This is a genomic window from Lysinibacillus sp. CTST325 (assembly GCF_054665055.1).
The window spans coordinates 85,713-99,591 of record NZ_BAAFHO010000016.1 but is presented as its reverse complement, the minus strand read 5'-3'; the positions used below and the strand labels follow the sequence as shown (position 1 = coordinate 99,591).

12 protein-coding genes are annotated in these 13,879 nt (G+C 37.7%); 8 read left to right on the top strand and 4 right to left on the bottom strand.

Going from position 1 to position 13,879, the window contains the following annotated elements:
• Positions 1 to 87: 87 nt before the first annotated feature.
• Positions 88 to 1,422 (top strand): sodium-dependent transporter, encoded by a 1,335-nt coding sequence (locus ACYQ73_RS24300; RefSeq protein ID WP_460014800.1) that lies wholly within the window; start codon positions 88 to 90, stop codon positions 1,420 to 1,422.
• Positions 1,423 to 1,525: 103 nt separating this feature from the next.
• Here the strand turns inward: ACYQ73_RS24300 and ACYQ73_RS24295 are convergent, their stop codons facing one another.
• Entirely contained in the window at positions 1,526 to 1,786 is a 261-nt protein-coding gene (locus tag ACYQ73_RS24295; RefSeq protein ID WP_460014799.1) for a DUF1871 family protein, read from the bottom strand.
• Positions 1,787 to 1,858: 72 nt separating this feature from the next.
• Here ACYQ73_RS24295 and ACYQ73_RS24290 point away from each other — a divergent pair, with 72 nt between their 5' ends.
• Positions 1,859 to 3,031, top strand: a complete 1,173-nt coding sequence (locus ACYQ73_RS24290; RefSeq protein ID WP_460014798.1) for a MalY/PatB family protein — start codon at positions 1,859 to 1,861, stop codon at positions 3,029 to 3,031.
• An 875-nt stretch (positions 3,032 to 3,906) separates the two neighbouring features.
• Here ACYQ73_RS24290 and ACYQ73_RS24285 read toward each other — a convergent pair.
• Entirely contained in the window at positions 3,907 to 4,119 is a 213-nt protein-coding gene (locus tag ACYQ73_RS24285; RefSeq protein WP_460014797.1) for a hypothetical protein, read from the bottom strand.
• 22 nt (positions 4,120 to 4,141) lie between these two features.
• Entirely contained in the window at positions 4,142 to 4,729 is a 588-nt protein-coding gene (locus ACYQ73_RS24280; RefSeq protein ID WP_460014796.1) for a peptidylprolyl isomerase, read from the bottom strand.
• Positions 4,730 to 5,136: 407 nt separating this feature from the next.
• Between ACYQ73_RS24280 and ACYQ73_RS24275 the strand changes: the two genes are divergently transcribed.
• Positions 5,137 to 5,844 carry a hypothetical protein gene (locus tag ACYQ73_RS24275; protein ID WP_460014795.1) on the top strand — a complete coding sequence of 236 codons (708 nt, stop codon included), beginning with the start codon at positions 5,137 to 5,139 and terminating at the stop codon, positions 5,842 to 5,844.
• Positions 5,845 to 6,445: 601 nt separating this feature from the next.
• Entirely contained in the window at positions 6,446 to 8,296 is a 1,851-nt protein-coding gene (locus ACYQ73_RS24270) for a transglycosylase domain-containing protein (protein ID WP_460014794.1), read from the top strand.
• Between the two features lie 219 nt (positions 8,297 to 8,515).
• Here ACYQ73_RS24270 and ACYQ73_RS24265 read toward each other — a convergent pair whose 3' ends face one another.
• Positions 8,516 to 9,079 (bottom strand): DUF5366 family protein, encoded by a 564-nt coding sequence (locus ACYQ73_RS24265; protein ID WP_460014793.1) that lies wholly within the window; start codon positions 9,077 to 9,079, stop codon positions 8,516 to 8,518.
• A 151-nt stretch (positions 9,080 to 9,230) separates the two neighbouring features.
• Between ACYQ73_RS24265 and ACYQ73_RS24260 the strand changes: the two genes are divergently transcribed.
• Genes ACYQ73_RS24260 through ACYQ73_RS24245 form a run of 4 tightly spaced genes read left to right on the top strand, consistent with a single transcriptional unit; the run spans position 9,231 to position 13,875 of the window.
• Entirely contained in the window at positions 9,231 to 11,645 is a 2,415-nt protein-coding gene (locus tag ACYQ73_RS24260) for a Na+/H+ antiporter subunit A (protein ID WP_460014792.1), read from the top strand.
• Complete coding sequence (locus ACYQ73_RS24255; RefSeq protein WP_049669152.1) at positions 11,632 to 12,054, top strand: Na(+)/H(+) antiporter subunit B; 423 nt, start codon at positions 11,632 to 11,634, stop codon at positions 12,052 to 12,054. Before ACYQ73_RS24260 ends, ACYQ73_RS24255 begins: the two co-directional genes overlap by 14 nt.
• Positions 12,054 to 12,395, top strand: coding sequence for a Na(+)/H(+) antiporter subunit C (locus tag ACYQ73_RS24250; RefSeq protein ID WP_142510534.1), 342 nt, complete (start codon positions 12,054 to 12,056; stop codon positions 12,393 to 12,395). The genes ACYQ73_RS24255 and ACYQ73_RS24250 overlap by 1 nt, the downstream gene beginning before the upstream one ends.
• A complete protein-coding gene (locus ACYQ73_RS24245; protein WP_460014791.1) occupies positions 12,388 to 13,875 on the top strand; it encodes a Na+/H+ antiporter subunit D in 1,488 nt (495 codons plus the stop codon). Before ACYQ73_RS24250 ends, ACYQ73_RS24245 begins: the two co-directional genes overlap by 8 nt.
• Positions 13,876 to 13,879 lie beyond the last annotated feature (4 nt).

The window sequence follows — 13,879 nt, the reverse complement described above, 5'->3', positions numbered from 1 at the left end:
ATATCTATAAATCATTTTCTGAAATGTGCTTGTGTAACGAGAATATTGCGGTAAAATGAAACTTTAGTATAAGGAGGATTAATTTTTGTGTCTTCGAGAGATCAATTTACATCTAAAATTGGGTTTATTTTAGCTGCCGCTGGAAGTTCTATAGGGTTAGGAGCTATTTGGAAGTTTCCTTACATGGCAGGTACTAACGGCGGAAGTGTCTTTATTTTTCTATTCATCCTATGTACATTTTTCATCGGTTTGCCGGTGTTAATTGCAGAATTTATGATTGGTCGTCGTGGGCAAAAGGATGCTGTCACGTCGTTCAAGGAACAAGCGCCAGGAAAACCATGGTACTTCATAGGATGGGGTGGCATGATTATAGCCGGTCTAATACTGTCATTCTACAGTGTTGTTGGTGGCTGGATTTTAAGCTACTTGGGTCGCTCCATAACATTCCATCTCAATAGTTCAAATGGTAATTATGCAGATTTATTTAGTAACATCATTTCAAGCCCATTTGAAGCAGTCCTTGTTCAAGGGTTATTTATGTTATTAACTGTAGTGATTGTATCAGCTGGTATTAAAGGCGGTATTGAAAAAGCTAGTACATGGATGATGCCACTGTTATTCATCTTTTTCATCGTATTAGTTATACGCTCTTTAACATTGGACGGTGCAATGGAAGGCGTCAAATTTATGTTCGTTCCTGATTGGTCCTATTTAAATGCAGAAACATTTTTAAAAGCGCTAGGACAAGCATTCTTCTCGTTAAGTGTTGGGATCGCGGTAATGATCACGTATGCTTCCTATTTATCGAAATCAGAAAAGATTGGAAATTCAGCTATCAATGTGGCATCGATGAATATCATTATTTCTTTACTTGCAGGTCTAGTAATTTTCCCAGCAGTGTTCGCACTTGGCTATACACCTGATCAAGGTCCTGGCCTCGTATTTATTATTTTACCTGCTGTTTTTGAGCAATTACCTCTTGGCGGTCTGTTCTTAACGATTTTCTTCGTACTTTTACTATTTGCAACTGTTACTTCTTCCATTTCCATGTTAGAAATTGTCGTAGCTATCGCAATTGGAGATAAGCATGAAAAGCGTAAAAAAATCGCTTGGATTGGCGGTATTATTATTTTTATCGTCGGTATTCCAAGTGCACTATCATTTGGCATCCTATCTGATGTAAAAATTTTAGATCGCTCTATTTTTGACTTTGTAGACTTTTTAACGAATAGTATTGGTATGCCAATTGGAGCCTTACTGATTTCTATCTTTGTGGGCTATTATTATACGAAGGACATTTCTCGTAAGGAGCTTGCCTCATCTAGTCTACTGTTCAATATTTGGTATACTTTAATTCGATATGTTTCTCCAATAGCGATATTAATTATTTTCATCCAGGGAATTTTACCGTTATTTAAATAAAAAAACGAGATTGTCTCAAAATTGAAAGAGACAACCTCGTTTTCTATAGAAAAGCAAAAGCATCATTGCGTCCAGATTCGGCTTTGCGATTGCACAACACCTTTTAAATAATGCATTTTGCTTCAAATTTTATCGCAATAAGTTTGTACGAAATGGCTACACAATCTTCATATGGAATCCATTCTTCAAACGAATGCTCATATGTTTCTTGAATAACCTTTGCAAGAGCAGATGGATCATCAATACCTTGCAATGCTGCTACAACATCTGCAGTTTCAGTATCATAATGATCTGGACCTAAGTGGAATGGATCCCACTCCTCTAGCAGATGAACGGCTGCTTGATTCATTTTTATATTTTCCAAAATACTCACCTATTATCCTTTTATCATACTCGTATGATACCATAGTAAATAAAAAAGAAAAGAGTGATTTGCTTGTCTATTTTCGATCAAACTATTAAACGTCGCTGTACAAACTCTGTAAAATGGGACGCAATGGAAAATGTATATGGGCTACAAGATGCTTCAGACATACTCCCAATGTGGGTAGCTGATATGGATTTTGCTGCTCCAGTAGCCGTATCAAAAGCGCTACAAGAACATGCTGCAAAGACTGTTTTCGGCTATAGCTTTGTTGGTGCTGAAGCAGTGCAAGCGATCGTAGACTGGCAGAATGCTCATCATGATTGGCACATTGACAAAGAATCAATTGTTTTTTGTAACGGTGTAGTTGCTGCTTTAGCAGATAGTATCAAGGCACTGACGAATCCAGGAGATAAAGTACTTATTTCCTCACCTGTCTACCCACCATTTTATAACATCCCGAAAAGTAATGGCCGAGAGATCGTTAGTTGTCCTTTAGTAGAAAAAGATGGCACATTTGTCTATGACTTTGAAGCCTTTGAACAAGCACTTGCTCAAAATGTGAAAGCCTACATATTGTGTAATCCTCATAATCCTGGAGGCTATGTATGGGATGAAGCTACATTAAAGGAAATCGTACGACTATGTGCAAAATATGATGTAGTGATTATTTCCGATGAAATTCATTCTGATTTAATGTTAGATGGCTCAAAACATACACCATTAGCAAAAATCGCTGGTGATGAAATCGATCGTATTATTACGTGCATGGCACCGACAAAAACATTTAATCTAGCTGGTATTCAAGTTGCCTATATGATTGTGCCGGATAAGGAAAAGCGTATGCTACTAGAAGCAGTTCATATGGCTAGTGGGCAAGGCTCATTAAATACCTTTGCTTCGGTTGCACTTCAGGCTGCTTATACTGAGGGTTCCCCATGGTTAAATGACATGCTTACCTACATTTCAAACAATATGGACTATGTGATTGCTGAATTAGGGCAATTACCGGGTATCCAAATTAATAAACCTCAGGGCACTTATTTACTTTGGATTGATTATCGAGAATTAGGTCTTGATGAAAAAGAAATCATGAAACGCTTGTTGGAAAATGGCAAGCTAGCATTAGAGCCAGGATCAAAATATGGCGAAGAGGGTTGCGGCTTCCTGCGTATGAACGTCGCTTGCTCATTTGACACAGTGAAAGACGGTGTTCAGCGCTTTAAGCAAGCACTTCAGCAATAGAAAGTAAATAGTGAAGGATATCTCAAGTTTTTCTGAGATATCCTTTTTTGTTTAGAAAATATATCTCATATTGAGACTCGAAAGACTAGAGAAAGAATTTCCAGAAGTAGATGTACAACGATTCGTTGATGAAGGGAAAAGAAAGCAGAGATTGCGGCTAGTGCATCTACCCCAAATTTTTGACCAACAATCATCTTACCAAAAACTTGTCCTATAGATTGCAGGACACTCGCTAACATCACACGACTTGCCGCACCAACTGTACAAAGTAATCGCTGATGGCATAGAGCGAACGGCTCGTCGCAATTGACACACGCTTCCTGAATAGCAACCAGCCAGAGTCCCGCTGTGTCCAATGAGGCTGAGTATGCTTAGGGGCGATTGTTCAATAAGAGCAATCGCTTCTTGTAATAACGAAGCAGTAGCGTGGCTTTAGTGCAAGAAGGGATTCAAAAGTAATCAAACTTTTTTATAAAGAATTTAATCTATCCCATTAAAAAAGAGCATGTTTTGATCAATCTTTGTTTCAAAACATGCTCTTAAGATTGGCTCTTATAACAAGGTTAATTTGCATGAGATTCATGAGAAAGTCTGATGCCTCGCAATCCTTAAAGGCTGCGAGGCATCTGGTACAATCAATTATGCCTCGGCGTAATTGCGTCCGGAATCGGCTTTGTGCTTAGGCCTGCAGATGTTTTTTGCGCGAAAGCGTAGTGCTAACGCAGCGTCAGCAGCAGGATGCAAGTCAGTTAGCCGTTATCGCATGGATGCGATGATTTTAGGCTAACATCCTATGTGCACTCCTTTCCGATTCCGTGACATCCGCCGGAGGCTTAACTTCTTTCATTGGGTGTTTGGACATCCAATGAAAGAAGTTAAATATTTTGCTGATTGTTTGTTTTATTTTTCTCTGAAAGAATACGTGCTTCGATTTCCTTTGATTTCATTTCTTGTTTCTTAGAAATCTTACGGAAAACGGTAAAGACAACAATACATAATATAAGCATTATTAAAAATTCAAAAGCTGCAGGAATATACCCTGATTTATCTTCTGGGAAATATAAAAATTGATACATTAAATGCTTCATGTTTTACACGTCCTTACAATTATTATTCAAAAACTGTAATTGACTCGATTTTCACATCTTCTACTGGTTTATCACGCATGTCTTTTTCTACATCTGCAATTTTGTCGACGATGTCCATTCCTTCAACAACATGACCAAATACTGTATGTTTATGGTCTAACCAAGGAGTACCGCCATTTTGAGCATATGCTTCAATAATTTCTTCTGGGAAGCCAGCACCTTGTAATTGACGAAGCATATCACTTGGAAGGTGCTTCATTTGTACGATAAAGAATTGTGAACCATTTGTGTTTGGACCCGCATTTGCCATCGATAGGGCACCGCGAAGATTAAATACTTTTTCAGAGAACTCATCCTCGAAAGAGTTACCCCAAATTGATTCGCCACCCATACCTGTACCAGTTGGGTCACCACCTTGAATCATAAAGTCTTGGATTACACGGTGGAAAATGATGCCGTCATAGTATCCTGATTTTGCATGGCCTAAGAAGTTTTCAACAGTTTTTGGTGCATGCTCTGGGAATAATTTAATTTTGATGGCACCTAATGTTGTTTTCATCTCTACAAGTACTTCGCCTTCTAGTACTTCTGTTGTTAATTGTGGAAACATTGAAGTCTCTCCTTTAAATGTAAAATTTCAGTTTCAATGAAAATGATAATACTATCATTTCTGACCTCATTTTAGTCTAACATACTTCTTACTGGTTTTCTTCACCAAAGTATTGACGATTTTTTGCACTTTTAATTTTTTAGCTTATCATCATACCGTAGGGTTGATTTCCATTCCGGCTGGATGCTTTCCTGCGAGCTTTCGTTGAGCCGCTTCGCTTCACTGTAGGGTCTCGGACCAACACGTTGTTGGTTACAAAGGCGTTATCACAGTACTGTTCTTCGGTTAAGAAATATTCTTTCCTATTAACCCCCTTAGTATATTTTTTATGATTGCTCATATATTCCCTTGATTGATCGTAAAAATGAATTATATGGATAATAATAGAAAAAAACGGAGGGATTGAAATGAAATTTATACAAAAAATAAGTGTAATCGGACTGTTGATATGTATGTTGAGTATCGTTTTTTCATCTGCCAGCATGGCAACAAAAATCGTTACAGAAGAGCACCTGACTTCAGTAAATGATAAAAATAAAAAAGAAGTTAATTATTACAAAAACGACTCCGCCAAAATATTAGCACAAGAAACAAAAACGGTACTAATTAAAACAGTAAAAGAAGATAAATCATTATTAGAACAAAAAACAAAAGAATTTGAAGAAAAAATGAAAATGGAACAAATAGCCTTTATTGAAGAGGGATTAAAAAAAGCAACAACGCTTCAAGGTGTAGAAAAAGTAAAAAGTGAAGCAGCCAACTTATTAACAAAAGAAAAAGAAGTGTTTAAAGTAGAAAGTGAAAAATATGTAAAAACAATGATTGATACGGAAAAAGTGAACTTAGCGATGATTTCAAGTTCATATAAGACGATTAGAGATGACTTTTTCACCTTTAAAAAACACAAATTCTATTACTATGATGTAAATAAAAATGAATTTGTTCCAAACGATAAAGTAAATAAAACAGAAGAAGTAATAGAATTTGAAAAAAAACACATAGAAGATACAAAATTAAAAGATAATCCAATCAATACCTTAATCCTGTTCATTCTCCTTGGATTGTTATGTATAATTCCATTTTTCATAAGTAACAGACAAAAAAACAGAGCGTAAGCTTTATTGATGCTTCTAGTCTTCGTTCCTCTGCTCGCTTCAAAGTCTCATCTGTGACGCTACATACACTCTAATCAACTTATTCACATAGACATCCGTTTTTACAAAATGACATCCAACTTTTATTTTTTATCGACATCTGCCTTCCAAAGAGCAAAAAGGATTCATACACAAAACTGTGTGTGAATCCTTTTACTTTATTGTGTCGCCCAGCCTACACTCAAATCATTTCTTATCAATTACGCCTCGGCGTAATTGCCGCTGACGCGCAGATAAACAATGCGTCCGGATTTTAAATTGCGCCTAGGCCTGCACGGTGGCGGTCATTTCGGTAATGCCAAAGGACGTGACGTTCTTAGCCTGAGTTCCTCTATCTCAGTAGTTTTCGGACACTCACTGCAAGGGAATCACATCCGCATTCATGTCACCACCTAGAGATAGGAGTCTTCTACTGAAGATATATGGAATACGTTTAACAAATTTCATCTCCAACTTCATGGTAAAATTATTTGATAAATACAAATAGGTCGGAACGCGTATTTGGAAACTATCCAAATTATGTTATTCTGTTGAGTGACTCATATTTAGAGTGGAGGCACACATGAAAAAGGCTTTTGGTTTTTTTATCATTTTACTGTCCTTACCTGTCCTTTGGTGGATTAGTACAAATATTAGGACAGAGATCAATGCGGCACAAGCGCATGAGGAACAAATTGCTAGCGCTATTCATTTACCGGAAGTACAGCCACAGCTTCCAGTAACACTTATTGATCGAAACGGCAAAACATTTAGCGAGGAATATGTCGAATGGCGACAACCTCTAACATTACAGGAAACCCCAAAAATTGCCCAGGAAATTTTTATCGCAAGTGAGGACGCTCATTTTTATGAGCATATCGGCTTTGACCTCAGTGCTATTATCCGTGCAGTTGTTGCTAACTCAAGCACAAATTCAACTTCTCAAGGTGCTAGCACCATTACACAACAGCTCGTTCGTATGCGTTATTTATCCGACGAAAAAACATATGAACGAAAATTAACAGAGATTTTTTACTCTTATGAGCTTGAGAAAGAATTTGATAAAGACGAGATTTTAACGATGTATCTAAATGAAACCTATTTTAGCAATCAAGTTTATGGAATTGGTGGAGCAGCTACATATTATTTTCAGAAACCACTCCAAGAATTATCTATAGCCGAAATTGCATTTATTGCTGCCATTCCAAATAACCCCTCCCTATATAATCCTTTAAAAAACTTTGATAAAACAAAGGCGAGGCAGGAGCGGTTATTAGATACACTTGCAGCAAGTGGCGCTATAACAAAAGAAGATGCCATTACATATAAAGCTGAAACGATAACATTAAATGTAAAGAATAAAGCGCAAAGCTACCCTATGTACAGCACTTACGTCCTACAAGAGCTTAGATGGTTAGTTGCAGAAAAAGAAGGCTATTCAGATCGTCTTGCAAAAACACAGAGTGAGGAAGAAAAGAAAAAAATCAAAGCGCAGCTAGACAATCGTCTCAATACATTATTCCAAAATGGATTAACGATTTATACCGCGCTTGATCCAGACAAACAAGCACATGATGAGAAAAAAATGACTGCACTTCTAGGCTCAGGCAAATTACAAGCAGCTGGAGCAGTTATTGATAATACATCCCGTGAAGTAGTTAGTCTTTATGCGGGGAAAAACTACGAAAAATTTGGTTATCATCGGGCCTTTCAAGGTACGCGTCAGCCAGGCTCTGCCTTTAAGCCGTTAGCGGTGTACGCTCCTTTCTTTGAAACGACAGCACACACACCAGATTCTATCGTCAGTGGCAGCAGTTATTGTGTCGGTTCATTTTGTCCACAAAACTATGGTGGCTTTAAATACGGTGATGTACCAATTCGAGTAGCATTCCGCAATAGCTACAATACATCGGCTCTCCGTTTATTTAACACAGTCGGAATTGACACAGCCTTTAGTTACTTAGATCGCTTTCACTTCCGCTCCATCGTGGCAAAAGACCATGATTATGCTGCCTCTTTAGGAGGGTTAACGTATGGTGTTACAGCACTTGAGCTAGCAGATGCTTATACAAGCTTTATAGACGGCTCATACGTACTGGCTCATAGTATCCGTAAAGTAACAGCATCTGATGGCACGGAGCTTTACAGCTGGGATTCCGCACGCGATCCAATTTGGACACCGAAAACCGTTAAGTATATGCGTTCGATGCTTGCAGATGTTGTCACTAAAGGTACAGGGCAAGGCGTATATAGTAGAAGTAACTATGTCGGTGCCAAAACAGGAACAACTAACAACTATCGTGACTACTGGCTTGCCGGATTAAATGATGAATACACTGCAGCAGTATGGCTTGGCTACGATAAGCCACAATCTATGGAGAGATTAGAAGCTTATAAAATTCATCACAAGCTATTTAATATTCTACTGGAATAAAAATTCATCACACCTCGGCATAATTGCGTCCTGAATCCGGCGGAGGCTTAACTTCTTACAGCGGATGTCTTTTGTACCGAAAGCGTGGCTACTGGTACAGATGTTTGGACACCCGCTGTAAGAAGTCAAAAAGAGCAGCCCTGAGTGAAATTCTTCACTCTAGGGCTGCTCTTTTCATTGTTAATTATGTAATAAATACTTAATGTAAACCAAGGCATTTTAATGAGCAAACGGTAAACTTGCCAAAATGCCATTATACAATTTTAAAACAACATAAACTAATAGTGATAATAGTATTGTCCACATAAAAAGCTCAAATACTAGTAAGCCAATCGTTCCACCCATCGACATAAAATGACTCATTTTATAGATAAGGTAAATAAAGTAGATAAAAACGGTTAAGACAAAAATACCTATTAAAACGTAAATAAATTGAATAGCAAAGGCTGAACAGATTGCACCAACCAATAAAATGATGTATCCGCCTCGTGCTTGATGTACTGTCGCACCATCATGATCCTTTGAGAAAAATAACATTCCTAGTTCATGAATAGTTTCCCCTACTAATTTTAATGCTGAAAATAGCATAAAAAAGATTACAGCAAAGACAATTAGCAAGAATACACGGAGCTCGAAATCGGATAAAAACTCACGCATGCCGGAATACACACCAATTGCATGAAAAACTAGCAACGATTCACTTACTGCGTACATTCCAAATGTCAAACTAAACAATAAAATTGTAATTAATGGTAGATAGCCATAAATATAAGGGTTCTTCATAAAAATTTTTTCCTTTATTATTATTGATAACTTCCTATTTATAATATATCCACAATTCTTCCACTATCGCAAGCTAAATCCTATGAGCATATGCATTCATACAAAAAGTACGATATAATTAACATACTTATCTGCATAAAGGAGGATTTTTTTGTTACAAGTACTTTATATTTTCATTCCAATGCTTGCTGCAATATTTGTGCCACTTTTATATAAAAGCATTAAAAATATACACACAGGCTGGTTTGTTCTTGCAGTACCTGCTACACTCGCGATTATTTACGCATCTTATATCGGAAAAGTAGCAGATGGTAAAGTATTTTTGGAAGAGCTTCCTTGGATTCCATCGCTTGATATTTCCATCGTTTCTTATTTAGATGGACTTAGCTTGCTGTTCTCATTGCTGATTACTGGAATTGGCTCATTGGTCGTACTTTACTCTATTTTTTACTTAGACAAACATAAAGAAAAATTACATAATTTTTATGTTTACCTATTATTATTTATGACCGCAATGCTAGGAGTAGTACAGTCAGATCATTTAATTACTCTGTACTTCTTTTGGGAGCTAACATCTATTTCATCATTTTTACTGATCGGCTATTGGTATTCTCGTGATGCCTCTCGCTTTGGTGCACTTAAGTCCATGATGATTACAGTCGGTGGCGGCTTAATGATGTTAGGAGGATTCATCCTTCTTTATATAATGGGAGGAACGTATTCAATCCGTGAACTTATTGTAATGGCACCTAGTTTAGTGCAGCATCCGCTGTTCACCTGGTCGCTCGTTTTAATACTTCTAGGAGCCTTTACGAAATCTGCCCAATTCCCATTCTACATTTGGTTGCCAGATGCAATGGAAGCGCCAACACCAGTAAGTGCATACCTTCACTCTGCAACAATGGTAAAGGCAGGTATTTATTTAGTTGCACGCTTTACACCGATTTTCGCTGATTCTGAACTTTGGGTATGGCTCGTTACAGGCGTAGGTATCTTAACGCTATTCTGGGGTTCATTCTTTGCTGTGAAGCAAACAGATTTAAAAGGAATCCTTGCTTTCTCTACAGTGAGTCAGCTTGGACTTATTATGTCTTTGCTCGGCGCTAGCGCTTTAGCGTTTCATGGTAATGGGGCTACAGATACTATTAAATTTGCTGCCTTTGCGGCGATCTTCCACCTTATCAACCATGCAACGTTTAAAGGAAGCCTATTCATGATTGCAGGTATTGTTGATCATGAAACAGGTACACGTGATATTCGTAAGCTCGGAGGCCTAATGAGTATTATGCCGCTTAGCTTTACAGTAGCAGCGATCGGAAGCTTATCAATGGCTGGTCTACCACCATTTAACGGCTTCTTAAGTAAAGAAATGTTTTTAACTGCAATGCTTGCACTGCAAAATTTCGAATTTTTCGGCTTTGATACATGGGGAGCACTCTTCCCGATTGTTGCTTGGATTGCTAGTATATTTACATTTGTCTATAGCTTCTATTTTGTTTTCAGAACATTTACTGGTAAATATACACCAGAAAAATTACCTCATAAACCACATGAGGCACCGATTGGTATGCTAATTTCGCCGATGATTTTAGCAGCATTAGTCGTAACAATATTCTTTATTCCGAACCTAGTTGGGGATACTTTTGTAAAACCAGCAGTACAAGCTATACAGCCATTCTTATACGATTCACCAAAGGATATAGATATTCATGTGGCTGCTTGGCATGGTGAAATTACACCTGAATTAGTCATGACATTTGGCATAGTACTTGTTGGGGTTCTATTGTTTGTATCATTACCGAAATGGCAGGGCATTTATCAAAATTTCCCACGAGCTTTAACGTTAAATAATGCATACGACAAAATTATGCTCGGACTAGATGTTGGGTTAAATCGTGTATCACGTCTTTATATGACAGGCTCTATGCGGCACTACCTGCTGTATATGTTTAGTAGCATTGCGGCGATTGTAATCGGTTCTTTATTTGTGAAGAATGCTTTTACAGTCTCCTTCCAAGACACTGCACCTATTCGTCCTTACGAAATCATTTTAGTTGTGGTGTTAGTCATTGGAACAGCCATTACAATTTTGGCAAAGTCACGTTTAACAGCCATTATAGGCCTTGGTGCTGTGGGCTACACAGTAGCATTATTCTTCGTTATTTTTAATGCGCCTGATTTAGCATTAACACAGCTTGTCATTGAAACGATTTCTGTTGCGCTATTTTTATTAGCGTTTTATCATCTGCCTAAGCTTGGAAAACGAGAAGAGCGCATGAGATTCCAATTAAATCGCGCGATTGTTTCCATTGCAGTTGGTGTTATGGTTACGCTTTTAGCACTGTCCGCCCATTCGCAAAAATTGATTCCAACTATTTCGAAGTATTATGAGGAAACAGTTTATTCAAAAGCAGGCGGTGGAAACATTGTCAACGTGATCTTAGTAGACTACCGTGGCTTTGATACATTATTTGAAATTACAGTGCTAGCTATTGCTGGGATGGCCATTTTAGCAATGATAAAGCTACGCATGAATAGAAAGGAGAAAACACATGAAAACAAATGATGTAATTATACAATTTACAACAAAAATTGTATTCTTCATTATTTTCTTCTTCTCCATTCATATTTTTCTCGCTGGTCATTACACACCTGGAGGCGGCTTTGTTGGTGGACTTTTAACATCGAGTGCGATCGTGCTCTTAGTCCTTGCCTTTGATTTAAATACAGTTCGTAAGGTTTTACCTATAAATTATACGTATTTAACAGCAATTGGCTTACTACTAGCACTTGCAACAGCCGCTTTCCCAATGTTTGTAGGTAAACCGTTTTTCACACATTTCTTTGATTATTTCGATTTACCGCTTCTAGGCAAACAGTCATTACATACGGCTATGCTTTTTGATAGCGGTGTCTATTTGGTTGTTGTCGGCGTTACGATGACCATTATTCAAACGATTGGAGAGGATGAATAATGGAAATAATGATGGCGTTTGTCATAGGATTTTTGTTTATGGCAGCGGTTTATTTAATCTTATCCAAAAGCTTATTGCGTATTATTATCGGGACAGGTCTTTTAAGTCATGGCGCTCATCTTCTCATTTTAACGATGGGCGGGCTAGGCGGAGAAGCACCACCTGTTTTAAAGGAAGGGGCAAAAACTTTTGCAGACCCGCTACCACAGGCGCTTATTTTAACAGCGATTGTTATTAGTTTTGGGGTAACAGCTTTCTTCCTTGTACTAGCATACCGTTCTTATCAGGAGCTCGAGACAGATGATATAAGCTTAATGAGAGGAAGTGATGAGGATGAATAACTTCCTTCTACTGCCAATTATCATTCCATTTTTCTTCGGTATGATTTTAATGTTTGGGCAAAAAAACTTAAAATATCAGCGTTCATTCGCATTACTTGGTATAGGGCTCGCACTTATATCAGCCATTTCACTGCTTATAAAGGTGAAGAATGACGGTATACAAAAGGTGACGTTCGGAGATTGGCCTGTACCATATGGCATTACGATGGTTTCTGATATGATGTCTGCACTACTTGTCACTACAACACTGCTGATCACCTTCTTTGTTGTTTGGTACGGCTTTGGCTCCATCACAAAGGAACGTGAACGCTTCTTCTACTATCCTGGAATTATGTTTATTTTAACTGGGGTTAACGGGGCATTTACGACAGGCGATATTTTTAACCTTTTCGTGTTCTTCGAAGTATTGTTAATGGCCTCTTATTTGCTCATCGTTCTTGGAGGCGAAAAAGGACAGCTTAAAGGTTCCATTAAATATATTTTAATTAATGTTATTTCATCTGCTTTATTTGTTATTACAGTTGCCTTCCTTTACTCTGTAGTAGGTACATTAAACATGGCAGATATTGCAGTAAAGATTGCAGAAATTAATCAGCCAGGTATCGTTACTGTTATAGCTGTACTATTTTTAATGGTATTCGGGTTAAAAGCGGCTATTTTCCCGCTATACTTCTGGCTTCCAACTTCTTATGCAGCAGCACCTATACCAGTACTAACGCTATTTGGTGCACTTCTTACAAAGGTTGGCATTTATGCGATTACTCGAACATATACATTGTTCTTTGTTCATGATTTATCGTATACACATGATCTACTGATGGCATTAGCAGTTGCAACAATTATTGCGGGCTGTATTGGTGCACTTGCCTACCATGATGTGAAGCTCATCATTATCTATAATATTGTCATAGCTGTAGGTGTTATTTTATTTGGTGTTTCTCAAATGAATGAACTCTCCCTAAAAGGTGCAATGTTCTATTTAATCCATGACATGCTTATTAAAGCAGCGCTCTTTATGTTAATAGGGATAATTATCTACATTACTGGCACATCTGATTTACGAAAAATGGGCGGTCTTATGAATAAATATCCTGCTCTTGGTTGGTGCTACTTAATTGCAGCATTTGGTTTAGCAGGGATTCCCCCACTTAGTGGCTTCGTTGGAAAGCTGTTGATTGTACAGGGAGGATTTGAAGCAGGCAGTAACTGGAGTAGTATTTTTATTTTAGCCTCATCACTTCTCGTTTTATTATCGGTTATTCGTATTTTCCTTTATGCCTTCTGGGGTGAAGAAAAAGAAACAACGGGTACTGTCGATAAAAAAGTCTACTATACACTATTTGTGCCTACTGTTCTTTTAGTGCTCATTACTGTAGCGTATGGTGTAGGCTCTGAATGGATTACTCCATTCATGGACGATGCGGCAAAACTATTAAATGATCCATCTATTTATATAGATGCTGTAATGAAGGAGGATTAGAGAT

Coding starts and splice junctions, on each gene's coding strand:
- ACYQ73_RS24275 (WP_460014795.1), top strand. CDS start 5,137: ATGAAATTTATACAAAAAATAAGTGTAATCGGACTGTTGATATGTATG.
- ACYQ73_RS24285 (WP_460014797.1), bottom strand. CDS start 4,119: ATGAAGCATTTAATGTATCAATTTTTATATTTCCCAGAAGATAAATCA.
- ACYQ73_RS24245 (WP_460014791.1), top strand. CDS start 12,388: ATGAATAACTTCCTTCTACTGCCAATTATCATTCCATTTTTCTTCGGT.
- ACYQ73_RS24270 (WP_460014794.1), top strand. CDS start 6,446: ATGAAAAAGGCTTTTGGTTTTTTTATCATTTTACTGTCCTTACCTGTC.
- ACYQ73_RS24255 (WP_049669152.1), top strand. CDS start 11,632: ATGAAAACAAATGATGTAATTATACAATTTACAACAAAAATTGTATTC.
- ACYQ73_RS24265 (WP_460014793.1), bottom strand. CDS start 9,079: ATGAAGAACCCTTATATTTATGGCTATCTACCATTAATTACAATTTTA.
- ACYQ73_RS24280 (WP_460014796.1), bottom strand. CDS start 4,729: ATGTTTCCACAATTAACAACAGAAGTACTAGAAGGCGAAGTACTTGTA.
- ACYQ73_RS24250 (WP_142510534.1), top strand. CDS start 12,054: ATGGAAATAATGATGGCGTTTGTCATAGGATTTTTGTTTATGGCAGCG.